Source organism: Brachybacterium squillarum M-6-3 (assembly GCF_000225825.1).
GTDB lineage: Bacteria > Actinomycetota > Actinomycetes > Actinomycetales > Dermabacteraceae > Brachybacterium > Brachybacterium squillarum.
The window spans coordinates 512,354-537,580 of record NZ_AGBX01000007.1 but is presented as its reverse complement, the minus strand read 5'-3'; the positions used below and the strand labels follow the sequence as shown (position 1 = coordinate 537,580).

Below are 25,227 nucleotides of genomic sequence, written 5' to 3'. Positions count from 1 at the left end.
CTCCAGAGCCCCAGGCCGAGGGGCTTTTCCGTGTCCGGGAGGGCGCGGACCAGGGGAGCGACCCCGGGCACGGCCGCCCATCCAGGTCGGGACCATGAAGGAGCGACGATGACCCCCCAGCAGATGACCGGTGCGCAGGCACTGGTCGAGTCCCTCGAACATGCCGGGGCCGAGGTGGTCTTCGGCCTGCCCGGCGGGGCGATCCTGCCCACCTACGATCCGCTGATGGACGCCAAGAAGCTCCGCCACGTGCTCGTCCGCCACGAGCAGGGCGCCGGCCACGCGGCCAGCGGCTACGCCCACGCCACCGGCAGGGTCGGCGTGTGCATGGCGACCTCCGGCCCGGGCGCCACCAACCTCATCACCGCGATCGCGGACGCCCAGATGGACTCGATCCCGATGGTCGTGATCACCGGGCAGGTCGGCTCCAGCTTCATCGGCACCGACGCCTTCCAGGAGGCCGACATCGTCGGCATGACCATGCCGGTCACCAAGCACAACTTCCTGGTCAAGGACGCCGCGGAGATCCCCCGCACCATCAAGCAGGCCTTCCACATCGCCTCCACCGGCCGCCCGGGCGTGGTGCTGGTGGACGTCACCAAGGACGCCCAGCAGGCCACGATGGACTTCGTCTGGCCCGAGACCCTGGAGCTGCCCGGCTACCGGCCGGACGCCCGCCCCCACCTCAAGCAGATCCGCGAGGCGGCCTCCCTGCTGCTGCAGGCCAAGCGCCCCGTGTTCCTGCTGGGCGGCGGCGTTCTGCGAGGCAGCGCCTCGGCCGAGGTCACCGAGCTGGTGGACCTCACCGGCGCGCCCTTCGTGACCACCCTGATGGGGCGCGGCGCCCTGCCGGACTCCCACCCCAGCCACCTCGGCATGCCCGGCATGCACGGCACCGTGGCCGCGGTCTCCGCCCTGCAGCGCAGCGACCTCATCGTCGCCATCGGCGCCCGCTTCGACGACCGCGTCACCGGGCGCCTGGACTCCTTCGCCCCCGGCGCGAAGATCGTCCACGCCGACATCGACGCCGCCGAGATCTCCAAGAACCGCGAGGCGGACGTGCCGATCGTCGGGCAGGCGGCGGACGTCGCCCGCTCGCTGATCGCCGAGCTGCGCACGCGCCTGGAGCAGGACGACCCGCGCGACTATTCCGCCTGGTGGTCCACCCTGTCGATGCTGCGGGACACCTACCCGCTGGGCTGGACGGCCACCGCCGACGGCTTCACCGCCCCGCAGCACGTGATCTCCCGGATCGGCGAGATCTCCGGCCCCGACTCGATCTTCGTGGCGGGCGTGGGCCAGCACCAGATGTGGTCCAGCCAGTTCATCCGCTACGAGCGGCCGCTGAGCTGGATCAACTCCGGGGGCCTGGGCACCATGGGCTACTCGGTGCCCGCGGCGATGGGCGCCAAGGTGGGCCGGCCCGACCTGCCGGTGTGGGCGATCGACGGCGACGGCTGCTTCCAGATGACCAATCAGGAGCTGGCCACCTGCGTCATCAACGACATCCCGATCAAGGCCGCGATCATCAACAACTCGAGCCTCGGCATGGTGCGGCAGTGGCAGAACCTCTTCTACGAGAAGCGGTATTCCCACACCGACCTGAACACCGGTCACGGCACCCGGCGGATCCCGGACTTCGTGAAGCTGGCCGATGCCTACGGTGCGGTGGGCCTGCGCTGCGAGCGCGACGAGGACATCGACGCCACCATCCAGCAGGCGATGGAGATCAACGACCGGCCCGTGGTCGTCGACTTCACCGTCAGCGCCGACGCGATGGTGTGGCCGATGGTGCCCGCCGGCGTCTCCAACGACGAGATCCAGATCGCCCAGGGCATGAGCCCGGAGTGGGAGAGGGACATCTGATGAGCACTGCACAGGGATCCAAGCCCGCGGCCGCCGCGATGCCGGCCAACACCCAGACCCTCTCGGTGCTGGTGGAGAACAAGCCCGGCGTGCTCACCCGTGTCTCCGCGCTGTTCGCCCGCCGCGGCTACAACATCGCCTCCCTCGCGGTGGGGCCGACCGAGCACCCGGAGATCTCCCGCATCACCGTCGTGGTGAACGTCGACCAGCACTCCTTGGAGCAGATCACCAAGCAGCTCAACAAGCTGGTCAACGTGCTGAAGATCGTCCAGCTCGACCAGCGCCAGACGGTGCAGCGCGAGCTGATCCTGATCAAGGTGGGCGCCGACAACGCCTCCCGCACCTCGGTGCTGGAGATCGTGCAGATGTTCCGCGCCAAGGTGGTCGACGCGGCCGCCGACGCGGTGACCATCGAGGCCACCGGCACCCAGGACAAGCTGACCGCGCTGCTGGGGATGCTCGAGGAGTTCGGCATCCGCGAGATCGTGAAGTCCGGCGAGGTCGCCATCAGCCGCGGCGGCAAGGCCATCACGGACCGCTCGATTCTCGGGTAACTCGGGTAGGCGACTGGTCAGCCGTCGGCGTCTCGGCAGGAAAGACGTCCTCTCACAACGTAAGACGCGGGGCGATAGGATCGACCCATCGCCCGCACCCCGGAACGAAGGAGCCACCCGTGGCAGAGATGTACTACGACGACAACGCCGACCTGTCCCTGATCCAGGGCAAGAAGGTCGCCATCATCGGCTTCGGCTCGCAGGGCCACGCCCACGCGCTGAACCTCCGCGACAGCGGCGTCGACGTCCGCGTGGGCCTCCGCGAGGGCTCGAAGTCCCAGGCCAAGGCCGAGGAGGAGGGCCTGACCACCGGCACCGTGGCCGAGGTCTCCGAGTGGGCCGACCTGATCATGATCCTCACCCCGGACCAGGACCAGCGGAAGGTCTACGCCGAGTCGATCGAGCCGCACCTGTCCGAGGGCAAGGCCATCGCCTTCGCGCACGGCTTCAACATCCGCTTCGGCTACATCGAGAACCCCGCGGGCGTCGACGTGCTGCTGATCGCCCCCAAGGCCCCCGGCCACACCGTGCGCCGCGAGTACGTGGCCGGCCGCGGCATCCCGGACATCGTCGCCGTCGAGCAGGATGCCACCGGCAACGCCTGGGAGCTGGCCCTGTCCTACGCCAAGGGCATCGGCGGCACCCGCGCCGGGGTCATCAAGACCACCTTCACCGAGGAGACCGAGACCGACCTGTTCGGCGAGCAGGCCGTGCTGTGCGGCGGCATGAGCCACCTGGTGCAGGCCGGCTTCGAGACCCTGCAGGACGCCGGCTACCAGCCGGAGATCGCCTACTTCGAGGTGCTCCACGAGATGAAGCTGATCGTGGACCTCATGTGGGAGGGCGGCATCGCCAAGCAGCGCTGGTCGATCTCCGACACCGCCGAGTTCGGCGACTACGTCTCCGGCCCCCGCGTCATCACCGACGACACCAAGGCCGCGATGAAGGACATCCTCGCCGACATCCAGTCCGGCGCCTTCGCCAAGCGCTTCATCGACGACCAGGACAACGGCGCGACCGAGTTCAAGCAGCTCCGCGAGAAGGAGGCCTCCCACCCCATCGAGGTCGTGGGCAAGGACCTGCGCAAGATGTTCTCGTGGTCCTCGCAGTCCGTGGACTCCGACTACACCGAGGGCAGCGCCGCGCGCTGACCCCGCCTAACACCGCAAAGGGCGGGCGTCCGATCCACGGATCGGGCGCCCGCCCTTCGATTCCAGCTTCGGCTGACTTGACTACCCGAAGAGCCAGTCGAGATGCACTGCCCAGCCTGATCTATCCACCTTCTTGGTGGGCCGTCGTGCGACCGGCTACACCTCGATGGCGGTCGCAGCGACCTGTTGCGCCACCGGCGTCCAGAGATCCACGTCGACTTCTGGCGACTCGATACTGACCACAAGGGAGTAGTCCACCCCGCGGTCGCTCTGATCCATCTGGGGACGGTTTTTCCACCACCCTAGGACCGGGTATACGGCGACAGCTTCCTTGCTCGCGAGATCGACTGCCGAGCCGGTCCAGATGTCGGTATGGATCGATCCGGCTGATCTCTGCTGGCCACTGCCGAACAACCACCCCTTCTCGGTTGCCAGTGACAGCGGCTTCCGCCCGTCTACCCGCGCCTGCTTATTGATGCGCTTACGGAACGAGTCGACACTCTCCTCCGGGCGCCTAGTCGCGAATCGGAGCCCATGCGATGGATACGCGTAGCGCCCGGACCAGCCGCGGCTCGACGGGTTGGGCTCCACGAAATAGGACAGCGTGACACGCAACTTCACCTGAGTCTCGCCGAGCTCGGTGAGCTGCTCGATCGGCCACGGCATCTCGTGCAGATTCATCTCACGCGCTTTCCCATTGCTCGACTGCCCGTCGCGTTCGTAAGGGTGGATGCTCGACTCAGCGACCAGCGTAAGTGCGTTCATCGCGCTGCGAGTCGCACGTTTGAGACTCGGCACGCCCATCCCGTAACGGCGTAGTAGGTTGACGGCATCCGCCTTATTCCGAGCGTCGTCCACTCGGGATCGCATGGCCTCGGTCCACTCTGCCGAGTGCACGATCAATGCACGTACCGTCTCCGGCCGCATTTGCGGATAGGTTGCGTATATGTCGGCAGCGATCGACGCGACCTGAGCAGTGGCCGCTGATGTGTCTCGAGTGGTGGTGAAGTAGCCCTCGCCGGGTCGTTGGAGTCTCGTCGTAAGAATCGCGAGATTCCCCGGGCTGTCAACGCCTGTTCCATCTGGGGTGCGAGCAAGATTGCCACCCGCTGCCACGACATCGGGCTTGAAAGGCCATCGCTTCTGTTCGAATGAAACGGAGGTACGGCTAGACGGCGACAGTTCGCCCCGGGGAGCCATCGGCACGTAGCCCTTGAAAGCTTCGAGCGCGTGGTCCATTGCGTCATGCTCTGCGTAAGCGCCAACGGTAAGGGCATTCCATGACTGTGCGGGGTCTTCAACTGCTTCAGCATCGCTGCGGTCAAGATGGTCGTCCTCCGCACGGATGTCGCGAATATTCCCGGCCGAAACGATGAACAGACGCGGTCGGCGAGTTTCACCCCGGTCCAGATAAGTGAAGTTTGGCGTCGTATCGTCGATCGCGCGCCCATAGGTGAGCGCGTCGACCGTCGCTGACCAGGCCGTCGGACGGCCCGATTCTTGCTTCGGACCGGCGGCAGAGGCACCGTCGGTAGCCCCTCCCGACCCGGCAGTTGCTGTTACGGCGAGCATGAAGACTCGTCTTCGATCGGCGGCGGAGATCTCAGGCTGGTCTACCGCCCGTGCGGTGATTGCTCCATACACATCGGGCTCATTGTGTCCGGCGTCGGGGAGAAGCTTGACCGATTCGAGGCGGTGCTGTAGCCGCACGTTGTGTGGGTCTAGGATCGCCGCTTGGAGATCCCCATAGAGCGCAAGACCTGCCATCTCGGTGCCGTGAGCATGTACCGCAACATCCCTTCGCCATGTCAGGTCTGCTGCATGCAGGTCTTCATGCGACAGGGAGTCGTTGAGCAACAGGTGGTCTGCTTGGACACCGCGATCCAAGATGCACACTACCGGCGATCCGTTAGCGGCTGGGGATGCCCTATGTAGAAGGTCCTGCACCCATTCCTTCTGCTCGAAAGCGTAGAGCTCGGGCAGGAAGCTCGAGACCTCGTGCGGGCGCCTGAGCTCGGCAATATCATCCACTGCGCGGAACGTTAATGCGAGCTGCGCCGCAGTTGCCTGCAGAAGAATCACTGTTCGGTCACCAAATCCGAGGTAGTGATCACTCGTCTTCAAGTCGCGTTGGCGAGCGTACTCACTGAGCCGTAGGCGTTCGTTCCCATCTGATTTACGAAGCCAGACCTCCCACCAGCAGAGCTTGTTTTCGTCACTCGGGAACTGATCGTCGGGGTCTGTCCAGAGTTCACGTATCGTCGCGCGGCGTATCGAAGCAATCCCTTCGATAAGCGTGGCGTTCTCCGGCTTGCCTATTCCTTTGGTCGCCGTATCGACATACTTCTCGAGTTTGCTGAGAAAATACTCCTTCTTGCCCTCTGGGATAAATACAGTTGCTTCGAGCATATTGCCGTCGGGGTGCGCGACTTCTCGAACGGCAATGAGCTCAGGCTGTATGCCTTTTCGTTGGGAGTCCAGACTCTCGATTGCGAGTTCAAGCCCGGGGAAAGACGCGAACGTGATAAATGTGCCCTTTGGCTCTAAAGTCTCGTCACTGGGTAGCTCGTAGGCTATCTTGAACTCTGAGGTCAACCTTTTGCCGTGGGACTCGCGGTCACCTCCGAAGGTGGGCTTGTCGCTGCTGCCGCCTTGTCCTGCGAGTGTGAACGGCTCGGTCGAGGGTGGCGTTGGCACGACAATGTGCGGGCGGTCTCGTTCGGCCATGCTTACGAACGAGTGTCTTCGGACGAACGGCCTTGGCGGGGACGCTCCTCAAGAGCAATGATGAGGTCGTCTGTGCGTACTCGGGTGCGGTTGCTCAGTACGGTCCGCTTCGCCGCGTTCTCTGCCGCTGTTGAGATCTCGGCGTGGCTCAGCCCTAGGGCAGCAGGGAAGATCCGCGGCCAGCTGAGGTTGCTGACCTGGAAGGACGATAATTGATTTTTGATCACAGATTTCACGGATGTGTCGTCCGGAAGTGCGAAGTTCATCATGGTGTCGAAGCGACGGAACAGCGCATTATCTAGCAGTTCCGGATAATTTGTAGCCGCGATGATGATGCTTTCAGAGGTGTCTTCCTCGAGGAACTGGAGGAATGAGTTCAGAACTCGACGGATCTCTCCCACATCGTTCTGCACCGCCCGGTCTCCACCGAGCGCATCGACTTCGTCGAAGAGATAGACTCCGCGAGTCTCCGCGAGCGCATCGAACACGAGGCGCAATTTTGCTGCGGTCTCACCCATGAACTTCGTTAGAACCGTGTCAAGTCGGATCGAAAACAACGGCAGCCCGAGTTCACCCGCGATGACTCTGGCAGTCGAGGTCTTGCCGGTCCCCGGAGGTCCGATGAGAAGCACCCTGCGCGCTGGGGTCAGGCCGTGCTTCGCTAGCGCGTCACGCTGGCGCTGTTCCAGAAGGACGTGCTGCAGTCGCTCGGCAAGCTTGTCAGCAAGCACGAGATCCCCGAGGCGCGAGTCAGGGTATGACACGTTGAGAAGAGCGCCGAGCTCGCCCCTGGGCTTTGTTAACGGCAAGATCGACGCGACCTGAGCCTTGTTGTCGGCGCTCTCACGCAAGTCGTTAACAAGGTCCCGAAGCTCTTGCGCGAACTTTTCCTGCCCGGTCCGCGCGGCCTTGGCTGCAACCTGCATTGCAACGGCGTAGAACTGAGGGTCATCGCCGTCCGCGTGGCTCTTCACAAGAGCTTTCATCTGGTCCTTGGTCGCCATGCGGGGCCTCCTCTCAGTGAGCGAGCTGCGTCCGACAGGTGCACGCGGACAGGTTCATCCTAGCCGGGGGCCGACTGGGTCAAGGCGTGGAGGTGCGTCGGGTTCACCGGGGCTCATGCTTGCGTCTCATCTTGCTTCCCCAGCAGGTGCTGGCAGGCGCCGGGATCAGCGTGTCCACGAACAGGGTGTGTGCCCGGCCGTGGGGTGTAATCAACGCCCGCATCGTGAGCACAGAGCCCGCATGGCGGACACGGTCGTATCCTTGAGCGGGGCTCGGTGAGCCCTCGTCTGATCGCCCTGTGAACAGCGCTCCTGTGGAGGTAGCCCCCGTGACCCGTCCTGTCGTCCTGCTGGCCGAAGAGCTCTCGCCCGCCACCGTCGAGGTGCTGGGATCCGGCGTCGAGGTCCGCCAGGTGGACGGCACCGACCGTGCCGCCCTGCTCGCCGCGGTGGCCGAGGCCGACGCACTGCTGGTGCGCTCCGCCACCCAGGTGGACGCCGAGGTGTTCGCCGCCGGGAACCTCAAGGTCGTCGCCCGCGCCGGCGTGGGTCTGGACAACGTCGACGTGCAGGCCGCCACCGTGGCCGGCGCGATGGTGATCAACGCCCCCACCTCGAACATCGTCTCCGCCGCCGAGCTGGCCGTGGCCCTGATCCTGGCCTCGCTGCGCAACCTCGGTCGCGCCGACACCTCCGTGAAGGCCGGCCGCTGGGAGCGCAAGCAGCTCACCGGCGTGGAGCTGCTGGGCAAGACCGTCGGCATCGTCGGCTTCGGCCGCATCGGCCAGCTCGTCGCCGAGCGCCTCGCCCCCTTCGGCGTGCACCTGCTGGCCTACGACCCCTACGTCAACCACACCCGCGCCGCCGAGCTCGGCGCCCGGGTGGTCGAGCTGGACGAGCTGATGCGCGAGTCCGACGTGGTCACCGTGCACATGCCCAAGACCCCCGAGACCACCGGCATCATCGGCGCCGAGGAGTTCGCGGTCGCCAAGCCCTCCCTGCACGTCGTCAACGCCGCGCGCGGTGGTCTCATCGACGAGGAGGCGCTCTACCAGGCGCTGGTCAGCAAGCAGATCGCCGGCGCCGCCCTGGACGTGTACACCTCGGAGCCGCCCGCGTCCTCCGAGACCGCCGCGAAGCTGCTGGAGCTGGACTCCGTCACCCTCACCCCGCACCTGGGCGCCTCCACCGCCGAGGCGCAGGAGAAGGCCGGCGTGGCCGTCGCCCAGTCCGTGCGCCTGGCCCTGGCCGGTGAGCTGGTCCCCGACGCGGTCAATGTCGCCGGCGGCGCCATCGACGACCTGGTGCGCCCCGGCATCGGCCTCGCCGACCGGCTCGGCCAGCTCTTCACCGCCCTGGCGGGGGAGGCCCCGCAGCTGCTGGACATCCTGGTGCGCGGCGAGATCGCCACCCGCGACGTCACCGCCGTGAAGCTCTCCGCCCTGCGCGGCCTGTTCCGCGGCACCGTCGCCGAGCAGGTCAGCTACGTCAACGCCCCCGTCCTCGCCGACGAGCGCGGCATCCGCGTGCAGCTCGAGACCGACGAGACCCGCGAGCGCTTCCGCAACGTCATCTCCCTGCGCGGCACCCTGCGCGACGGCACCGTCGTCTCCGTCTCCGGCACCCTCAGCGGCGTCGACAAGGAGCACAAGCTCGTCGAGGTCAACGGCCACTCGCTCGACCTGGCCCTGGCCGACCACCTGCTGGTGATCCGCTACCAGGACGGCCCCGGCCTGATCGGCCAGTACGGCGCCCGCCTCGGCGCGGCCGGCGTGAACATCGCCGGCATGCAGGTCTCCCGCGCCGGCAACACCCCCGGCGCCGAGGCCCTCGTGGTCCTCATCCTCGACGAGGCCGCTCCCCGCGAGCTCTCCGAGGAGATCGGCGAGGCCATCGGCGCCCACGCCATCCACCCCGTCGACCTCGTCTACTGAGCGACCCCACCCACCCCGTGAGCGCCCCCGCGGCGCCCCAGCCCATCGCAGCGACCCGCCCGGCCCGGCCGGGAGAACCGGAGCACCCCATGAGCACCACCCCCGATCCCTTGAACCTCGCCGTCATCGAGGGCGACGGCATCGGCCACGAGGTCGTCCCGCAGGGCCTGCGGGTGCTCCGCGCCGCCTTGGAGCCCGAGGGCATCGAGGTCACCACCACCGACTACGACCTCGGCGCGGGCCGCTGGCACCGCACGGGGGAGACCCTTACCGAGGAGGACGCCGCGCGCCTGGCCGAGCACGACGCGATCCTGCTCGGCGCCGTCGGCGACCCCGACGTGCCCTCGGGCGTGCTCGAGCGCGGCCTGCTGCTGAAGCTCCGCTTCGGCTTCGACCACTTCGTGAACCTGCGCCCCACCCGCCTGCTGCCGGGCGTGCCGACCCCGCTGGCCGACCCCGGCGACGTCGACTTCCTGGTGGTGCGCGAGGGCACCGAGGGCCCCTACGTCGGCAACGGCGGCTCGATGCGCACCGGTACCGAGCTGGAGGTCGCCACCGAGGTCTCCCTCAACACCGCCGTCGGCGTCGAGCGCGTCGTCCGCTTCGCCTTCGAGCAGGCCCAGGCCCGCCGCGGCCACCTCACCCTGGTGCACAAGCACAACGTGCTGGTCCACGCCGGGCACCTGTGGCGCCGCATCGTCGAGCAGGTCGGCGCCGAGTACCCGGACGTCGATGTGGCCTACGCCCACGTCGACGCGATGATGATCTACCTGGTGCAGGACCCCTCCCGCTTCGACGTGATCGTCACCGACAACCTCTTCGGCGACATCGTCACCGACCTCGCGGGGGCCATCGGCGGCGGCATCGGCCTCGCCGCCAGCGGCAACATCAACCCCACCGGCGCCTTCCCCTCGATGTTCGAGCCCGTGCACGGCTCCGCCCCCGACATCGCCGGGAAGGACCTCGCCGACCCCACCGCCACCGTGCTCTCCGTGGCCCTGCTGCTGGACCACCTCGGCCACACCGCCGCCGCCCAGCGGGTGCGGGACGCCGTCGACGCCGACCTCGCCGCCCGCGGGGAGCTCGGCCAGCGCGGCACCGTCGCCATCGGCGACGCCCTGGTGGCCGCCGTCGCCGCCCGCTGACCCGTAGGCTTCCCCCAGAACCCCTCCCCAGGAGACCGACATGAGCGCGCTGAGCTTCACCCCCGCCACCACCGACCGTCGCGTGAGCGACGAGGACCGGGCCGCGATCCTCGCCGCCCCGGGCTTCGGCCAGCACTTCACCGACTTCATGGCGTTCGCCCGCTGGCACGCCGGGACCGGCTGGGGCGAGGACGCGCTGATCCCCTACGGCCCGATCACCCTCTCGCCGGCCTCCGCGGTGCTGCACTACGCCCAGGAGATCTTCGAGGGCCTCAAGGCGTTCCGCCACGCCGACGGCTCCATCTGGACCTTCCGGCCCGAGCGCAACGCCGCCCGCCTGCAGCGCTCCGCCCGCCGCCTGGCCCTGCCCGAGCTGCCCACCGAGGACTTCCTGGCCTCCCTGCGCGCCGTCGCCGCCGCCGATGAGCCCTGGGTGCCCGAGCCCACCGGCGAGGCGTCCCTCTACCTGCGGCCCTTCATGTTCGCCAACGAGGACTTCCTCGGGGTCCGGGCCGCGAAGACCGTGGACTACTACGTGATCGCCTCCCCGGCCGGCGCCTACTTCCCGCGCGGCGTGCAGCCCCTGGTCGTGTGGATCACCGACGAGTTCGCGCGCGCCGGCACCGGCGGCACCGGCGCCGCCAAGTGCGGCGGCAACTACGCCTCCTCCCTGCAGGGCAAGGCCGAGGCCGCCGAGCACGGCGCCGACGAGGTCATGTTCCTGGACTCCGAGACGCACACCTGCATCGACGAGCTCTCCGGGATGAACGTCTTCGCCGTCACCTCCGACGGCCGTCTGCTCACCCCCTCGTTGACCGGCTCGATCCTCGAGGGCGTCACCCGCGAGTCGATCCTGCAGCTCGCCGCCGACCGCGGCCTCGAGCCCGTCGAGCAGCGCCTGGTCGCCAGCGAGGTCGTCGAGCAGATCGCGGAGGGCACCATCACCGAGATGTTCGCCGCCGGCACCGCCGCGGTGATCACGCCCATCGGCGAGCTGCGCGCCCGCGGCGGCAGCTGGACCATCGGCGACGGAGGCTCCGGGGCCACCACCCTCTCCCTGCGCCAGGAACTCACCGACATCCAGTACGGGCGGATCCCGGACCGCCACGGCTGGCTCACCCGATTGGCCTGATCACCCCATGAGCACCCCGCGCGAGGCCGCCGCCGTCCCCGCCAGCACCCCGATCCCCGGCTTCCACCTCTACGACACCACGCTGCGCGACGGCTCCCAGCAGGAGGGCCTGACCCTCTCCGTGGCCGACAAGCTGGCCGTGGCCCGGCTGCTGGACGAGCTGGGCGTCACCTACATCGAGGGCGGCTGGCCCGGGGCCGTGCCCCGCGACACCGAGTTCTTCGCCCGCGCCCAGCGGGAGCTGAGCCTCGGGACCGCGCGCCTGGCCGCCTTCGGCGCCACCCGGAAGGCCGGGGTGGCCGTCGCCGAGGACGAGCAGGTCCGCGCCCTGCTGGACTCCGGCGCCCCCACCGTCACCCTGGTCGCCAAGTCGGACCTGCGCCACGTCGTCGGTGCCCTGCGCACCACCGCCGAGGAGAACCTGGCGATGGTCCGCGACACCGTGGAGCACCTGCGCGCCCACGGCCGCGAGGTCTTCGTGGACGCCGAGCATTTCTTCGACGGCTTCCTCGACGACCCCGAGCACTCCGCGGCCGTCGTCGCCGAGGCCTTCGCCGCCGGCGCCGAGGTGGTGATCCTCTGCGACACCAACGGCGGGATGCTCCCGCATCAGGTCGCCGAGATCGTCGCCGACCTCCGGGCGCGCCTGGACGCCGCCGGGCACGCCGGGGCGCGGCTCGGCGCCCACACCCACAACGACTCCGGCTGTGCCGTCGCCAACGCGCTGACCGCGGTGCGCGCCGGCATCGACCACGTGCAGGGCTGCGTGAACGGCTACGGCGAGCGCACCGGCAACGCCGACCTGGTGACGATGCTCGCCGACCTGCAGCTGAAGATGGGCATGGACCTGGTGCCCGCCGAGACGCTGGGGGAGGCCACCCGCATCGCCCACGCCATCGGCGAGATCGTGAACATGCCGGTCACCACCCGTGCGCCCTACGTCGGCACCAGCGCCTTCGCCCACAAGGCGGGACTACACGCCAGCGCCATCCGGGTGGACCCCGACCTGTACCAGCAGATCGATCCGCGCCGGGTGGGCAACGACATGCGGATGATCATCTCCGACATGGCCGGCCGTGCCTCCATGGAGCTGAAGGGACGCGAGCTCGGCTTCGACCTGACGGGGGAGAAGAACCTGCTCAGCCGCCTCGCCGGCACCGTCAAGCAGCGGGAGGCCGCCGGGTACTCCTACGAGGCCGCCGACGCCTCCTTCGAGCTGCTGCTGCTGGACGAGATGGGCCGCCTGCCGCGCTTCTTCGAGGTCGAGTCCTGGCGGGCCACCTCCCACCAGCTGCGCGACGGCACCCTGGAGACCGAGGCCACCGTCAAGCTGCACGGCGACGGCGACGGCCTCTCGCGCGCGGTCGCCATCGCCGAGGGCAACGGCCCCGTCAACGCCCTGGACACCGCCCTGCGCGGCGCCCTGCGCGAACGCTTCCCGCTGATCGACGAGCTGGAGCTGCGCGACTTCAAGGTGCGCATCCTCGACGCCCACCACGGCACCGACGCCACCACCCGGGTGCTCGTGCGCACCGCCGGTGCCGGCCAGGAGTTCCAGACCGTCGGCGTGGGACCGAACATCATCGAGGCCTCCTGGGAGGCCATCGTCGACGCCTACACCTACGGCCTCTACAAAGCTGCGGCCTGACCCCGCGCCCCACCCGGCATCCCCTGAGCTAGGAGCGAGACATGCAGACCTTCATCCTCTCGGCGATCGGCGAGGACCGCCCCGGCCTGGTCTCCTCCCTGGCCACCGCCGTCGACGAGCACGGCGGCCACTGGGTGGACAGCCAGCTCGCGCTGCTGGCCGGACAGTTCGCGGGCGTCGTGGTAGTGGAGATCCCCGCCGAGCGCGCCGACGCCTTCCTTGACGCCCTGCCGGCGCTCGCCCGGGAGGTGGGCCTGCAGGTCGAGGCCCGTCCCGCCGAGAGCACCGGGGACGCGAGCGACGACGCGGCGCCCCGCACCGGCAGCGGCACCGCTTGGTCCCTGCACCTGCTGGGCCAGGACCGCCCCGGCATGGTCCGCGAGGTCGCCACCGCGCTCACCACCCGCGGCGCCACCATCGAGACCCTGCACTCGCGCCGCCGCGAGGCACCCGAGGGCGGCGGCATGCTCTTCGAGGCGGAGGCCGCGCTGCGTCTGGACGCCGCCGACGAGCCCGCCGTGCGCGAGGCCCTCGAGGCCATCGCCGCCGACCTGATGGTGGAGATCGAGCTCGAGGACGTCTGAGCGTCGCCCCAGGCGTCGCGGCGCCTGAATCCCGTGCCTGACACGCCGGGGGAGCGGCCCTGGCGACCCCGGCGCGCCCGCACGGGGCCGTCCGAAGCGGGTCTTTCGTCCCGTGGTGCGGATCACCGCGGATCCGAGACTGAGGGGGCCAACGGGCTTCCCACCAGGCAAAATAACGCAAGGCGCGGGGGCCGGAAATCCCGACCCGGAGGACGTCGATGTCCGCATCCCCCTCTCCCCGCTCCGCCGCAGCCGCCCCCGCCGGCTCGCAGGTCGCCCCCGGCGCCTACCGTGCGCTGATCCTCGCCACCCTCGGCTTCGCCCTGAACTTCTGGGCCTGGGCACTGCTCAGCCCCCTCGGCCCGATCTTCGTCGAGCGCGGGCTCGCCGCCGACGCCGCCCTCATCGTCGCCATCCCCGTGCTGGTCGGCTCCCTGGGCCGGATCCCGATCGGCGCCCTCACGGACCGCTACGGCGGCCGCCTGATGCTGCCCCTGATCTCCGTGATCACCGTGATCCCGGTGCTGTTCCTGGGGGTCGTCGGCCAGTACACCTACGCCACCCTGATCGTGGGCGGCTTCTTCCTCGGGATCTCCGGGACCACTTTCGCCATCGGCATCCCCTACGTGAACTCCTGGTTCCCACCCGCCAAGCGCGGCATGGCCACCGGCATCTACGGCGCCGGCATGGGCGGCACCGCCATCAGCGCCTTCACCACCGTGCCGCTGGTGAACAACGTCGGCAACCTCGCCCCCTTCATCGCCACCTCCATCGCGCTGCTCGCCTTCGCGGTCGTCGGCTGGCTGCTGATGCCCACCTCGCCGAGCTGGAAGCCGTCGACGCGCAACGTCGTCGAGCAGTCCGTGGCCACGATGAAGCTCACCATCACCTGGCAGGCCTGCTACCTCTACGCCCTCGCCTTCGGCGGCTACGTCGCCTTCTCGGTGTTCCTGCCGACAATGCTGCAGACCTGGTACGGGCTCGAGCCGGCCGACGCCTCCTTCCGCATGGCCGGCTTCGTGATCGTCGCGGTGCTGATGCGCCCCACCGGCGGCGTGCTCTCCGACCGGCTCGGCCCCACCACCACGCTGCTGATCGCCTACGCCCTGGTCTCCCTCGGCGCGATCGTGCTGATCTTCCACCCCGCCCTGATGCCCGTCGGCACCCTGTCCTTCCTGATCATGGCGATCGGGCTGGGGCTCGGCACCGGGGCCGTGTTCGCCCTGGTCGCCGCCACCAGCGACCCCTCCGTGGTGGGCTCCGTGACCGGCTTCGTCGGCGCCGCCGGCGGCCTGGGCGGATTCGTGCCGCCGCTGGTGATGTCCGCCGTGCACAACGCCACCGGCAGCTACTCCCTCGGCATCGTGCTGCTGCTGCTGGCCACCCTCGGCGCGATCGGCGTGACCCTGGCGGTCGCCCGCGGCGCCCGCCGCGCCGCCGCCTGACCCCCGCGCGCACCCACCCCGCCTCTCCCGCCCCCGTCGAAGGAGACCCTCGATGACGACCTCCGAGCAGCACACCGAGCAGCCCGACTCACAGCCGACCCCGGGCCCGGACGACCCGCTGATGGACGCCCTGATCGGGGCCCGGAAGATGTTCTCCCGCGCCGAGAGGATCAGCGAGGACGGCCGCGAGACCCACCGGGTGGGCGGCCGCAGCGGCGACTCCTTCTACCGGGAGCGCTGGAGCCACGACAAGGTGGTCCGCTCCACCCACGGCGTGAACTGCACCGGCTCCTGCTCCTGGAAGGTCTACGTCAAGGACGGCGTGATCACCTGGGAGTCGCAGGAGACCGACTACCCCTCCACCGGCCCCGACAAACCCGAGTACGAGCCCCGCGGCTGCCCCCGCGGTGCCTCCTTCTCCTGGTACACCTACTCGCCCACCCGGGTGCGCTACCCCTACGTGCGCTCCGCCCTGCTGCAGATGTTCCGCGAGGAGAAGGCCGCCGCCCCCGGGCACGACCCCGTCGAGGCCTGGAAGGCGATCATCTCCGACCCCGTCAAGGCCCGTCGCTACAAGTCCGTGCGCGGCAAGGGCGGCCTGGTCCGCGCCGACTGGGACGAGGTCATCGAGATGGTGGCCGCCGCCTACGTGCACACCGTCAAGGAGTACGGCCCCGACCGCGCCACCGGCTTCTCGCCGATCCCCGCCATGAGCCAGGTGTCCTTCTCCTCCGGGGCACGATTCCACCAGCTCATCGGCGGCTCCATGCTGTCCTTCTACGACTGGTACGCGGACCTGCCGCCGGCCAGCCCGCAGGTCTTCGGCGACCAGACCGACGTGCCCGAGTCGGGGGACTGGTGGGACGCGAGCTACCTGATCATGTGGGGCTCGAACGTGCCGATGACCCGCACCCCTGACGCCCACTGGATGGCCGAGGCGCGCTACCGCGGCCAGAAGGTCATCTCGGTGGCGCCCGACTACGCGGAGAGCGTGAAGTTCGCCGACGAATGGCTCGCCCCGCACCCCGGCACCGACGCGGCGCTGGCGATGGCGATGGGGCACACCATCCTGCGCGAGTTCTACGTGGACCGCCCCACCCCCGCCTTCGAGGCCTATGCGAAGCAGTACACCGACCTGCCCTTCCTGGTGCAGCTCGAGGAGCGCGAGGACGGCACCCTGGTGCCCGGCAAGTTCCTCGTCGCCGGGGAGGCGGGGGAGGAGATCACCGTCGAGGCCGGCACCGAGCACGCCGACTTCAAGCCGCTGCTGTGGGACGCCGCCACCGACACCGCCGTCTGCCCGAACGGCACCCTCGGCCACCGCTACTCCGGGGACGGTGAGGGCCGCTGGAACCTCGAGCTCGGCGACCTCGACCCGGCGCTGACCCTGCTGGGCCGCGAGCAGGAGCGGGCCGAGGTGCTGATGCCGCGCTTCGACACCGTCGGCCAGGGCGGCCGCGGCGACGTGGCCCGCGGCGTGCCCGTGCGGCGCGTGGCCGGGCGCCGGGTGACCACCGTGCTGGACCTGCTGCTGGCCGAGTACGGGGTGGGCCGCGACGGACTGCCCGGGCAGTGGGCCCGCGCCCTGGACGACGCCGAGGCGCTCTACACCCCGGCCTGGCAGGAGACCATCACCGGGGTGCCCGGCCCCGCCGCCGCCCGCATCGCCCGCGAGTTCGCCCAGAACGCCATCGACTCCGGCGGCCGCTCGATGATCATCATGGGCGCCGGCACCAACCACTGGTTCCACTCCGACACCATCTACCGCTCCTTCCTCACCCTGACCACGCTGTGCGGCACCCAGGGCGTCAACGGCGGCGGCTGGGCGCACTACGTCGGCCAGGAGAAGGTGCGGCCCATCACCGGCTGGCTGCACCTGGCCAACGCCCTGGACTGGACCCGCCCGCCGCGGCAGATGACCCAGACCACCTACTGGTACATGCACACCGACCAGTGGCGCTACGACCGCTTCGGCGCCGACACCCTCGCCGCCACCACGGGGGCCGGTCGCTTCGCCGGCACCACCACGGCCGACGCGGTCGCCCTCTCGCAGCGGCTCGGCTGGCAGCCCTTCTACCCGCAGTTCGACGTGAACTCCCTGGAGGTCGCCGACCGCGCCGCCGCCGCGGGGGAGGAGACCATCCCCCACCTGGTGAAGGAACTGAAGGACGGCACGATCCGCTTCGCCGCGGAGGACCCTGACGCGCCCGAGAACTACCCGCGCATCTGGTCGATCTGGCGCGCCAACACGCTCGGGTCCTCCGCCAAGGGCGACCAGTACTTCTTCCGCCACCTGCTGGGCGTGGACAGCGCCGCCACCGAGGAGGAGACCCCCGAGGCCTTCCGCCCCCGCGACGTGCGCTGGCGGGACGAGGCGCCGATCGGCAAGGTCGACCTGGTCCTCACCCTGGACTTCCGCATGACCAGCCACACCCTGCACTCCGACGTGGTGCTGCCCGCCGCCACCTGGTACGAGAAGCACGACCTGTCCACCACGGACATGCACCCCTTCATCCACTCCTTCAACCCCGCCATCTCCAACCCTTGGGAGTCCCGCACCGACTGGGAGACCTGGGCGTCGATCGCCGAGCGGTTCAGCCAGCTCGCCGAGACCCACCTCGGCACCCGGAAGGACGTCGTCGCCTTCCCGCTGCAGCACGACACCCCCGGGGAACTCGCCACCCCGCACGGCCGGGTGAAGGACTGGAAGTACGGCGAGTGCGAGCCGATCCCCGGCAAGACCATGCCGACCCTGGTGGAGGTGGAGCGCGACTACACCGCGATCCACGCCAAGTTCACCTCCATCGGCCCGCTGCTGGAGACGCTCGGCATGACCACCAAGGGCATCACCTACGACGTGACGCCCTACGTCGAGGAGCTGGGACGGCTCAACGGCACCCACCGCCGCGGCCCCGCCGCCGGCCGCCCCAAGATGGAGACCGACCTGCAGGCCTGCGAGTTCATCCTCGGCTTGTCCGGCACCACCAACGGGCACATGGCCACCGAGGGCTTCAAGACCCTCGAGAAGCGCACCGGTGTGCACCTGCACGACCTGGCCGGCGAGAACGAGGGCAAGCGGATCCACTTCGCCGACACCAAGGCCGCCCCCGTGCCCGTGATCACCAGCCCCGAATGGTCCGGCTCCGAGACCGGCGGCCGCCGCTACAGCCCCTTCACCATCAACGTGGAGCGCAAGAAGCCCTGGCACACCCTCACCGGCCGCCAGCACTTCTACCTCGACCACGACTGGATGCTGGAGATGGGGGAGGCGCTGCCCGTGTTCCGGCCCCCGCTGGACATGACCGCCCTGTTCGGCGAGCAGGAGCTCGGCACCCTCGACGACGGCGGCACCTCCATCTCGGTGCGCTACCTGACCCCCCACAACAAGTGGGCCATCCACTCGATGTACATGGAGAACTTCTTCATGATGAACCTGTCCCGCGGCGGGCAGACCATCTGGATGAGCGTCGAGGACGCCCAGGCCGTCGGCATCGAGGACAACGACTGGATCGAGGCCACCAACCGCAACGGCGTCGTCGCCGCCCGCGCCGTGGTCTCCCACCGCATGCCCCGCGGCACCGCCTTCATGCACCACGCGCAGGACCGCACCGTGAACGTGCCGCTCACCGAGCGGGACGGCCGCCGCGGCGGCATCCACAACTCGCTGACCCGGATCATGCTCAAGCCGTCCCACCTGATCGGCGGCTACGGGCAGCTCTCCTACGCCTTCAACTACTACGGCCCCACCGGGAACCAGCGGGACGAGGTGACCCGTATCCGCAAGCGCACCACCCCCGTCGAGTACTGACCGGAGGGCCGGGCACCGCCGCCCGGCCCCTCCCTCTCCCCGCTCCCGCCCCAGGAAGGACCCCCTCTCATGCGCGTCATGGCTCAGATGTCCATGGTGATGAACCTCGACAAGTGCATCGGCTGCCACACCTGCTCGGTGACCTGCAAACAGGCCTGGACCAACCGCTCGGGCACCGAGTACATCTGGTTCAACAACGTCGAGACCCGGCCCGGCCAGGGCTACCCCCGCGGCTACGAGGACCAGTCGACGTGGAAGGGCGGCTGGGAGCTCGGCCGCAACGGCCGCCTCAAGCTCAAGGCCGGCGGCCGCCTCACCAAGCTGATGCAGCTGTTCTCCAACCCGCGCCTGCCCGGCATCGAGGACTACTACGAGCCCTGGACCTACGAGTACGACCAGCTGCTCTCCGCCCCCGCCCAGCAGCAGAACATCCCCACCGCACCCCCCAAGTCGCTGATCACGGGCGAGCGCGTGCAGATCCAGTGGTCGGGCAACTGGGACGACGACCTCGGCGGCACCTACCAGCACAAGGACAAGGACCCGATGCTGAAGGGCATCGAGGACAAGGTGCAGTTCGAGTTCGACCAGACCTTCATGTTCTACCTGCCGCGCATCTGCGAGCACTGCCTGAACCCCACCTGCGTGGCATCCTGCCCCTCCGGCGCGATCTACAAGCGCGAGGAAGACGGCATCGTGCTGGTGGACCAGGACGGCTGCCGCGGCTGGCGCATGTGCATCACCGGCTGCCCCTACAAGAAGATCTACTTCAACCACCGCACCGGCAAGGCCGAGAAGTGCACCTTCTGCTACCCCCGCATCGAGCAGGGTGAGCCGACCGTCTGCGCCGAGACCTGCGTGGGCCGCCTGCGCTACATCGGCCTGGTGCTCTACGACGCCGACCGGGTCACCGAGGCCGCCTCCACCACCGACGAGCAGGACCTCTACGCCGCCCAGCGCGACATCATCCTGGACCCGCACGACCCCGAGGTGATCGCCGGGGCCCGCGCCGCCGGGATCCCGCACGACTGGATCCGCGCCGCCCAGAAGTCCCCGACCTACCGCCTGATCAAGGACTACGAGGTCGCGCTGCCGCTGCACCCCGAGTACCGGACGATGCCGATGGTCTGGTACATCCCGCCGCTGTCGCCCGTGGTCGACGTGGTGCGCGACACCGGCTACGACGCGGAGGACGCCGAGAACCTCTTCGCCGCGATCGACGCCCTGCGCATCCCCATCGAGTACCTCGCCAACCTCTTCACCGCCGGGAACGTGCCCGCCGTCGAGCGGGTGCTGTACCGGATGGCCGCGATGCGCTCCTACATGCGCGACGTGAACCTCGGCGGCGAGCCCCGCGAGGGCATCGCCCACGCCGTGGGCATGGACGGCGAGTCGATGGAGGAGATGTACCGGCTGCTCGCGATCGCGAAGTACGAGGACCGCTACGTGATCCCCGTCGGCCACCACGAATCCGCCCACGACCTCGAGAGCACCGGCACCGACTGCCCGCTGAACGCCCCCGGTGGTCCAGGCATGAGCATGGCCCCGCCCGAGGAGTCGATGGGCATGGCCGGTCCCGGCTACGGCACCAGTCGCCGCGCCACCGATCCGCCGAGCGGTGTCACCGTGAACCTGCTGAACTGGGACGGCCGGGGACGACCCTCCGGCATGTTCCCCGCCCCGCAGCCCGGGGGCGCCTGATGGGCGCCCTGGCCCGCCTGCTGGGGCGACGCGAGGATATTGCGGGCTCGGCTCCCCGCCCGACGACCGCGGCCCGTTCAGGCGGTTCCGGCGCGCGCGGGGACCTGCTGCACGCGAGCGGCCTGGAGACCGGCGAGCTGCGCGCCGCCTGGATGGCCGTCTCCTGGCTGCTGAGCTACCCGGACGAGCAGATCCGCGGCCAGTGGGACACCGTGGCCGCGCTCGCCGAGCGGGTGCCCGGCGCCGCGGGCGAGGGGCTGCGCGGGGCGCTGGCCGCCGTCCGCGCCGAGGAGCCGCTGGCCCTGCAGGAGCGCTACGTCGACACCTTCGACACCCGCCGCCGCGGCTGCCTGCACCTGACCTACTTCAGCAACGGCGACACCCGTCGCCGCGGCATGGCCCTGCTGCGCATCAAGCAGGACCTGCGCAGCGCCGGGCTCACCGTCGACGAGCACGAGCTGCCCGACCACCTGCCCCTGGTGCTCGAGTTCGCTGCCGCTCACGACCCCGAACGGGGCGCGAAGATCCTGCGCGCCAACCGTCCTGGCGTGGAGCTGCTCCGGCTGCACCTGGCCGACATCGCCTCGCCCTGGCACGGGGCGCTGCTGGCCCTGTGCGCCACCCTGCCGCCGCTGGACGCCGACGACCGCGCTGCCGTGATGCGCCTGGCCGAGCAGGGCCCCGAGGAGGAGACCGTCGGCCTGGACGGCTACGCCGCCGAGGGGCTCGAGGGCGACGCGCACGACCTGAGCGGCCGCACCTGGGCCGCCACGAGCTGCGGGGACGGCGCCGCCGCCCCCGGACCCGTCCCGCTGGACCTGATGAGAGGACGCCCCTCATGAACCCCGACTCCGTGGCGGCCATCCTGCTGTGGATCGTCGTCCCCTACATGGTGCTGGCCGTGTTCGTGCTGGGCCACGTGTGGCGCTTCCGCACCGACCGCTTCGGCTGGACCACCCGCTCCAGCCAGATCTACGAGTCCAGGCTGCTGGCCATCGGCTCCCCGATGTTCCATTTCGGGATCATCGGCATCTTCGTCGGGCACGTGGTGGGCCTGGGCATCCCCAAGTCCTGGACCACGGCGATCGGCATCTCCGACCACGTCTACCACCTGATGGCCGTCACGATCGGCCTGGCCGCCGCGGTGGCCTGCGTGGGCGGGCTGCTGATCCTGCTGTACCGGCGCCGCACCAACGCCCGTGTCTTCGGCGCCACCACCGGCGGGGACAAGCTGATGTACCTGCTGCTGTCGCTGACGATCCTGTTCGGCGTGCTGGCCACCCTGGTCCATTCGACCATCGGCCACTACGACTACCGCGAGGGCGTCTCGATCTGGTTCCGCAACTTCTGGACCCTGCGGCCCTCCACCGAGCTGATGGCCGCCGCGCCCATCTTCTTCCAGCTGCACATCCTCAGCGCCCTCGCGCTGTTCGCGGCCTGGCCCTTCACCAGACTGGTGCACGTGTTCGCCGCGCCCGTGGGATACCTGACCCGGCCCTACATCGTCTACCGCTCCAAGGACCCCCGCCGCGAGGCCGAGCGCCGCGGCTGGGAGAAGGTGAAGTTCTGATGACCGTCCCGACCCGCACCGCCCCCGCCCGCGCCACCGCCGGGCCCTCCGGCACGGCCCCGGCGAAGCCGCCGGTGACCGCCCAGGCCGACTACGCCACCGCCCTGCTGCCCTGGATCCGTCAGGTGCAGACCGCCCTCGGCATCGAGGACGAGGCGCTGGACGTGGACCGCCTGCACGCCATGACCGGCGTCGTGGCCCACGAGGTGCAGCGGTCGATGGCGCCGATCTCCTCCTACCTCGTGGGGCTCGCCGTCGCCCGCGGCGCCGAGCTGGACGAGGCCTGCGCGGCCCTGGAGCGGGCCACCACCGAGCGCTGAGCCGGACCGAGCTGGCCAGCGGTCAGTACCCACCGATCTCCCCGACCCGGGTGATCGCGAGCACCGGCTCCCCGGCCTCGTCGGTGGCCTCCAGGTCCAGCTCCGCCTCGATCGCCCAGTCGTGGTTGCCCTCCGGGTCCTCCAGCACCTGCCGGATCCGCCAGAGCTTGGACTCCTCGGTGATCTGCAGGTGCCGGGGGGAGCGGGCCGAGCCGTCGATGCCGACGTGGTCGTAGGTGTCGTAGTAGGCGTCCATCGCCTCGGCCCAGCGGGCCCGGTCCCAGCCGGAGGCGGCGTCCAGCTCCGCCAGGCGCTCCTCCCGCTCGAAGGCGAAGTGCTCCACCCGCTGCCACATCGCGGCCCGCACCATCGTGCGCAGCACCTTGGTCTGGGCCGAGAGCCCGCGCGGGGAGGTGGGCCGCACGTCAGCGCCGTCCTCCTCGTCCTCGGGGTGGGAGAGGGCCTCCCACTCGTCCAGCAGGGAGGAGTCGATGCCGCGCACCAGCACCCCCAGCCACTCGACGAGGTCCTCGATCTTCTCGGTGCGCAGGTCCTGCGGCAGGGTGCGGCGCACCGCCTGGTAGGCGTCGGAGAGGTAGCGCAGCACGATGCCCTCGGAGCGCTGCAGGCCGTAGCGCTGCACGAACTCGCTGAAGGTCTGACCCGTCTCGTACATCTCGCGGACGATCGACTTGGGGGAGAGGGCGCCGCTGCGCATCCACGGGTGGGAGCGCCGGTAGATCTCCAGCGCCGCCTCCAGCTCCTCCGCGAGGGGCTTCGGCCAGGTGACCTCGTCCAGCCGCGCCATCCGCTCGGTGTACTCGACGCCGTCGGCCTTCAGTTCCGCCAGCAACTCCCCGCGGGCCGCGTTCTGCTGGGCCAGCAGGATCTGGAAGGGGTCCTCCAGGATCGCCTCGACGATGGAGACGGTGTCCAGGGTGAGGGTCTCGGACTCCTCGTCCAGCGAGTCGATCATCGCGATCGCGAAGGGGGCCAGCGGCTGGTTCATCGTGAAGTCGAGCTGCAGGTCCTCGACCAGCACGATGCGGCGGCCCAGGTGGTCGGGCTCGTCCCGGATCTCCACGATCTCCGCGTCGCGCAGGCCGCGCAGGATCTCCAGCGCCTCCTTGACCAGGGTGAGCTTCTGGCGGCGGGTCTGCTGGCTGTTCATGATCAGGTGCCGCCCTGCGGCGATCGCGTCCCCGGGGCGGGAGATCAGCGCGAGCACCATCGCGGGGGTGATCCGCAGGTGCGGGCGCAGCGGCTCGGGGGCGTTCTCCACCAGCTTGGTGAGGTTCTCCTCGGACCAGGAGATGGCGCCGTCGGGAACCTTGGGCTTGGGCTCCTTCTTGCGCTTCTTCGCGCTGTTGGGGGTGGCGCCGGACTCCTCGCGGGCCTTCTGCTTGGCCCGCTGGCGCTCGAACTCGACGGTCCACGGCGGCGCCTGCACCACCACGTGCCCCACGGTGTCGTAGCCGGCGCGGCCGGCGCGGCCCGCGATCTGCTGGAACTCGCGGGCGTTCAGCAGGCGGCTGCGGCGGCCGTCGTACTTGGCCAGGCCCGTCAGCAGCACGGTGCGGATCGGCACGTTGATACCGACCCCGAGGGTGTCGGTGCCGGAGATGATCTTCAGCAGCCCGGACTGGGCCAGGCGCTCGACCAGGCGGCGGTACTTGGGCAGCATCCCGGCGTGGTGCACGCCCACGCCCTCGCGCACCAGGCGGGAGAGCACCTGGCCGAAGCCCTTGGCGAACCGGAAGTCGCCGATGATGTCGCGGACCTGCTGCTTCTCCTCGGGGGTGAGGATCTTCTGCCCGGCCAGGGCCTGCGCCTGCTCCAGCGCGTCCTTCTGGGTGAAGTTCACGATGTACACGGGGGCGTCGCGGTCGCTGAGGATCGTGGTGATCGTGTCCGGCAGCGGCTCCAGCGACCAGCGGAAGTCCAACGGCACCGGGCGCGGGGCGTCGGTGATCACGGTGACCTCGCGGCCGCTGCGTTCGGCGAGGTCCGCGGTGAGCTCGGTGACATCGCCGAGGGTGGCGCTCATCAGCACGAACTGGGTGTGGGGCAGCTCGATCAGCGGCACCTGCCAGGCCCAGCCGCGCTGCGAGTCCCCGTAGTAGTGGAACTCGTCCATCACCGCCAGGCCGACCTCGGAGGTGGGGCCGTCGCGCAGGGAATGGTTGGCGAGGATCTCCGCGGTGCACACGATGATCGGGGCGTCGTGGTTGACCGCCGAGTCGCCCGTCATCATCCCGACCATCTCGGCGCCGAACTGCGCGACCAGGTCGAAGAACTTCTCGGAGACCAGCGCCTTGATGGGCGCCGTGTAGTAGGCGCGCTGGCCGCGGGCGACGGCCGCGAAGATCGCCGCGTAGGCGATGGTGGTCTTGCCGGAACCGGTGGGGGTCGCCGCGATCACGTGGTCCCCGGCGGCGATCGCCAGCAGCGCCTCCTCCTGGTGCGGGTACAGTACGCGGCCCATCGACTCCTGGGCGGCGACGAAACCGTCGACGATGGCGTCCTGACCGTCGTCGGGCAGGTCGGGCGGCAGGAACGGCGTCAGGGTGGGCATGGGCTCCAGTCTGCCAGGGCGACGGGGCAGCGAGGCTTCCACGGAGGTCGCACCGGGCGGCGACGC

General features: G+C 69.7%; 17 protein-coding genes. 14 read left to right on the top strand and 3 right to left on the bottom strand.

Annotation, left to right across the window (positions count from 1 at the left end; all coding sequences use genetic code 11):
- Nucleotides 1–108 precede the first annotated feature (108 nt).
- From OM98_RS12120 to ilvC, 3 genes are all read left to right on the top strand, one after another.
- Complete coding sequence (locus tag OM98_RS12120; protein WP_010534897.1) at nt 109–1,866, top strand: acetolactate synthase large subunit; 1,758 nt, start codon at nt 109–111, stop codon at nt 1,864–1,866.
- Nucleotides 1,866–2,420, top strand: coding sequence for an acetolactate synthase small subunit (gene ilvN / locus OM98_RS12115; protein WP_010534896.1), 555 nt, complete (start codon nt 1,866–1,868; stop codon nt 2,418–2,420). The genes OM98_RS12120 and ilvN overlap by 1 nt, the downstream gene beginning before the upstream one ends.
- Nucleotides 2,421–2,539: 119 nt before the next feature.
- Nucleotides 2,540–3,571, top strand: coding sequence for a ketol-acid reductoisomerase (gene ilvC, locus OM98_RS12110; protein ID WP_010534895.1), 1,032 nt, complete (start codon nt 2,540–2,542; stop codon nt 3,569–3,571).
- A 156-nt stretch (nt 3,572–3,727) separates the two neighbouring features.
- On the opposite strand, the gene OM98_RS12105 is transcribed toward ilvC, so the two are convergent.
- Nucleotides 3,728–6,298 carry a S8 family peptidase gene (locus tag OM98_RS12105; RefSeq protein ID WP_033195171.1) on the bottom strand — a complete coding sequence of 857 codons (2,571 nt, stop codon included), beginning with the start codon at nt 6,296–6,298 and terminating at the stop codon, nt 3,728–3,730.
- 2 nt (nt 6,299–6,300) lie between these two features.
- Nucleotides 6,301–7,302, bottom strand: a complete 1,002-nt coding sequence (locus tag OM98_RS12100) for an AAA family ATPase (protein ID WP_010534893.1) — start codon at nt 7,300–7,302, stop codon at nt 6,301–6,303.
- A gap of 329 nt (nt 7,303–7,631) precedes the next feature.
- Here OM98_RS12100 and serA point away from each other — a divergent pair, with 329 nt between their 5' ends.
- From serA to OM98_RS12045, 11 genes are all read left to right on the top strand, one after another.
- Nucleotides 7,632–9,236 (top strand): phosphoglycerate dehydrogenase, encoded by a 1,605-nt coding sequence (serA, locus tag OM98_RS12095; RefSeq protein WP_010534892.1) that lies wholly within the window; start codon nt 7,632–7,634, stop codon nt 9,234–9,236.
- 89 nt (nt 9,237–9,325) lie between these two features.
- Nucleotides 9,326–10,381, top strand: coding sequence for a 3-isopropylmalate dehydrogenase (locus OM98_RS12090; RefSeq protein ID WP_029362842.1), 1,056 nt, complete (start codon nt 9,326–9,328; stop codon nt 10,379–10,381).
- Nucleotides 10,382–10,421: 40 nt separating this feature from the next.
- Nucleotides 10,422–11,513, top strand: coding sequence for a branched-chain amino acid aminotransferase (locus OM98_RS12085; RefSeq protein WP_010534890.1), 1,092 nt, complete (start codon nt 10,422–10,424; stop codon nt 11,511–11,513).
- 7 nt (nt 11,514–11,520) lie between these two features.
- Entirely contained in the window at nt 11,521–13,161 is a 1,641-nt protein-coding gene (gene cimA / locus OM98_RS12080) for a citramalate synthase (protein WP_010534889.1), read from the top strand.
- A gap of 41 nt (nt 13,162–13,202) precedes the next feature.
- The gene (locus OM98_RS12075) at nt 13,203–13,745 is read left to right on the top strand and encodes a glycine cleavage system transcriptional repressor (RefSeq protein ID WP_010534888.1); all 543 of its coding nucleotides are present in this window, start codon (nt 13,203–13,205) and stop codon (nt 13,743–13,745) included.
- A gap of 218 nt (nt 13,746–13,963) precedes the next feature.
- Nucleotides 13,964–15,190: an MFS transporter gene (locus tag OM98_RS12070; RefSeq protein ID WP_010534887.1), complete on the top strand. Its 1,227-nt coding sequence runs from the start codon at nt 13,964–13,966 to the stop codon at nt 15,188–15,190.
- Nucleotides 15,191–15,242: 52 nt separating this feature from the next.
- The gene (locus tag OM98_RS12065) at nt 15,243–18,998 is read left to right on the top strand and encodes a nitrate reductase subunit alpha (protein WP_010534886.1); all 3,756 of its coding nucleotides are present in this window, start codon (nt 15,243–15,245) and stop codon (nt 18,996–18,998) included.
- A gap of 69 nt (nt 18,999–19,067) precedes the next feature.
- Entirely contained in the window at nt 19,068–20,696 is a 1,629-nt protein-coding gene (gene narH, locus OM98_RS12060; RefSeq protein ID WP_010534885.1) for a nitrate reductase subunit beta, read from the top strand.
- On the top strand, nt 20,696–21,538 hold the full coding sequence (gene narJ, locus OM98_RS12055; RefSeq protein ID WP_010534884.1) for a nitrate reductase molybdenum cofactor assembly chaperone: 843 nt from the start codon (nt 20,696–20,698) through the stop codon (nt 21,536–21,538). The genes narH and narJ overlap by 1 nt, the downstream gene beginning before the upstream one ends.
- Complete coding sequence (narI, locus tag OM98_RS12050; protein WP_010534883.1) at nt 21,535–22,266, top strand: respiratory nitrate reductase subunit gamma; 732 nt, start codon at nt 21,535–21,537, stop codon at nt 22,264–22,266. The genes narJ and narI overlap by 4 nt, the downstream gene beginning before the upstream one ends.
- Nucleotides 22,266–22,586 (top strand): DUF6457 domain-containing protein, encoded by a 321-nt coding sequence (locus tag OM98_RS12045; protein ID WP_010534882.1) that lies wholly within the window; start codon nt 22,266–22,268, stop codon nt 22,584–22,586. Before narI ends, OM98_RS12045 begins: the two co-directional genes overlap by 1 nt.
- Before the next feature lie 22 nt (nt 22,587–22,608).
- Here OM98_RS12045 and OM98_RS12040 read toward each other — a convergent pair whose 3' ends face one another.
- A complete protein-coding gene (locus OM98_RS12040; protein WP_010534881.1) occupies nt 22,609–25,161 on the bottom strand; it encodes a DEAD/DEAH box helicase in 2,553 nt (850 codons plus the stop codon).
- Nucleotides 25,162–25,227 lie beyond the last annotated feature (66 nt).

What these genes read in the sequence shown, in the direction of transcription:
- OM98_RS12090 (WP_029362842.1), top strand. Translation starts at nt 9,326, where the DNA reads ATGAGCACCACCCCCGATCCCTTGAACCTCGCCGTCATCGAGGGCGAC.
- OM98_RS12120 (WP_010534897.1), top strand. Translation starts at nt 109, where the DNA reads ATGACCCCCCAGCAGATGACCGGTGCGCAGGCACTGGTCGAGTCCCTC.
- OM98_RS12040 (WP_010534881.1), bottom strand. Translation starts at nt 25,161, where the DNA reads ATGCCCACCCTGACGCCGTTCCTGCCGCCCGACCTGCCCGACGACGGT.
- OM98_RS12075 (WP_010534888.1), top strand. Translation starts at nt 13,203, where the DNA reads ATGCAGACCTTCATCCTCTCGGCGATCGGCGAGGACCGCCCCGGCCTG.
- OM98_RS12065 (WP_010534886.1), top strand. Translation starts at nt 15,243, where the DNA reads ATGACGACCTCCGAGCAGCACACCGAGCAGCCCGACTCACAGCCGACC.
- OM98_RS12105 (WP_033195171.1), bottom strand. Translation starts at nt 6,298, where the DNA reads ATGGCCGAACGAGACCGCCCGCACATTGTCGTGCCAACGCCACCCTCG.
- OM98_RS12100 (WP_010534893.1), bottom strand. Translation starts at nt 7,302, where the DNA reads ATGGCGACCAAGGACCAGATGAAAGCTCTTGTGAAGAGCCACGCGGAC.
- ilvN (WP_010534896.1), top strand. Translation starts at nt 1,866, where the DNA reads ATGAGCACTGCACAGGGATCCAAGCCCGCGGCCGCCGCGATGCCGGCC.
- OM98_RS12070 (WP_010534887.1), top strand. Translation starts at nt 13,964, where the DNA reads ATGTCCGCATCCCCCTCTCCCCGCTCCGCCGCAGCCGCCCCCGCCGGC.
- cimA (WP_010534889.1), top strand. Translation starts at nt 11,521, where the DNA reads ATGAGCACCCCGCGCGAGGCCGCCGCCGTCCCCGCCAGCACCCCGATC.
- narJ (WP_010534884.1), top strand. Translation starts at nt 20,696, where the DNA reads ATGGGCGCCCTGGCCCGCCTGCTGGGGCGACGCGAGGATATTGCGGGC.
- narI (WP_010534883.1), top strand. Translation starts at nt 21,535, where the DNA reads ATGAACCCCGACTCCGTGGCGGCCATCCTGCTGTGGATCGTCGTCCCC.
- OM98_RS12085 (WP_010534890.1), top strand. Translation starts at nt 10,422, where the DNA reads ATGAGCGCGCTGAGCTTCACCCCCGCCACCACCGACCGTCGCGTGAGC.
- OM98_RS12045 (WP_010534882.1), top strand. Translation starts at nt 22,266, where the DNA reads ATGACCGTCCCGACCCGCACCGCCCCCGCCCGCGCCACCGCCGGGCCC.
- narH (WP_010534885.1), top strand. Translation starts at nt 19,068, where the DNA reads ATGCGCGTCATGGCTCAGATGTCCATGGTGATGAACCTCGACAAGTGC.